Origin of the sequence: Fodinibius sp. (genome assembly GCF_041642155.1) — a bacterium.
GTDB lineage: Bacteria > Bacteroidota > Rhodothermia > Balneolales > Balneolaceae > Fodinibius.
Window position 1 is genome coordinate 1 of sequence record NZ_JBEPWZ010000271.1, and the last position, 1506, is coordinate 1506.

Sequence of the window (1506 nt, forward strand, 5' to 3'; positions counted from 1 at the left end):
AGCACGATCGGGCCTTTTTCGGGGGCCGGTTTCTCGTAATCGGCCCATAAATTATCCATGACAGCACCGTCCACCACCAGTTCATCATTGAGCGTAACCCAGACCGAATCACCTACCATCTTCATGTGCATGGTATTCCACTCCCCGACAGGTTTGTCTACCGTCTTGATCGGGTCCAGACGCGGATCGTTGTTATGAAGTCCCCCGGATCCGACGCCCTGGTGGTGCGGGTCCCATATCTGCACCTGGGGCATGTTGCGCAGGTAAACACCGCTGTCGCCCTTGGGACCGATTTTCCAGTCGAGGACCAGCTCGAAGTCTCCGTATTCCCTGCGGGTTTCGATGTTTCCGATCCCCCGCGTACCGTCATAGAGAAGCATGCCATCCTGGATGTACCAGTGTTCAAAAGTCTCCTCATCGACCTGTTCCTGAAGTTCCTGGGGCCCTCCCTCTGACAAAGTATCCAGTATTCCCGGGAGCTTGCGCGGATCTTCTGAAATCTGTCCCTGCCACTGGGAGAGATCGTCTTCATAAAGGGGCGTATACCCTTCTTCATCATAGTTGACCGCTGTCGGTTCCTGCTGCCGGTCATCATCCTGACCCGGGCTGCAACTTGCCATAAAACCCAAAAGACAAACCAGATAGAGATATTTCATACGTGCCGTTATTCGTTATTTATTACTAATTATTGGTTATAGGAGCCGTCTCAACTTCAACTCCGGATCCCGTCTTAACATGTACCATTTTCTGCTTACTGTTTACTGCTTATTCCCTTCTGCTTTCCATCATCCATCCGCTTCCCTCTGCTATCTACCCCGCTTCACGGCCGACTCTAGAGCGTTCGGCGCTTTTCAGCTCCCGCTGAATCCGCCTCCTACTCTACCACCGGCGCCGCCTGTCCCGGCTCCAGGACGCCCCCGGGCAGTTCCATGATATCGATTTTCCGGAAGTGTACTTCAAACCCTTCGGACTCGGGGCAGATATATCCCTTTTTGCGTTTCGGGGAGCGGATGCCATTCACGAACTTCCCGTTGATGGCCAGCTTCAGAGTCCCGTCGATACAGGCGACGATATACCGGTTCCACTCCCCGGTGCCCTTGACCCTGTTTTCGAGGGAATAGCTTCTTCCCTTGGCTACTTTGGAGGGGTTGTCGGGGATGGCGGTATCGAGTCCCATGACAGGGAACAGATGACCGTGCGCGTATTCCACCGGACCGTCGTTGATTTCCGCCCACTGCGGGTCCAGCATCTGCACTTCCATGCCCGTCGGGAAGGGATTGTCCCGGTAAGGCGTGCCGTCGGCCCACACGAATACTCCTGAATTTCCGCCCGGCTCCATGTGCCTCCACTCGATATCCAGGATAAAATTTTCATACTGTTTTTCCGTCCGCATCACGCCGATGGGCTCCCCCGTGCATTTGAGGATGCCGTCTTCCACCCACCAGGTGTCCTCCGAGGTATTCATGTCGACGAAACCATCCAGATTCTTGCCATTAAACAGGGGCT

2 protein-coding genes are annotated in these 1506 nt (G+C 54.6%); both read right to left on the minus strand.

Annotated features, from left to right (window positions below; all coding sequences use genetic code 11):
• The coding region (locus ACESLU_RS12465) for a DUF1080 domain-containing protein (protein WP_372638967.1) at positions 1–656 on the minus strand (656 nt) is incomplete at its 3' end.
• A gap of 218 nt (positions 657–874) precedes the next feature.
• The coding region (locus ACESLU_RS12470) for a DUF1080 domain-containing protein (RefSeq protein ID WP_372638968.1) at positions 875–1506 on the minus strand (632 nt) is incomplete at its 5' end.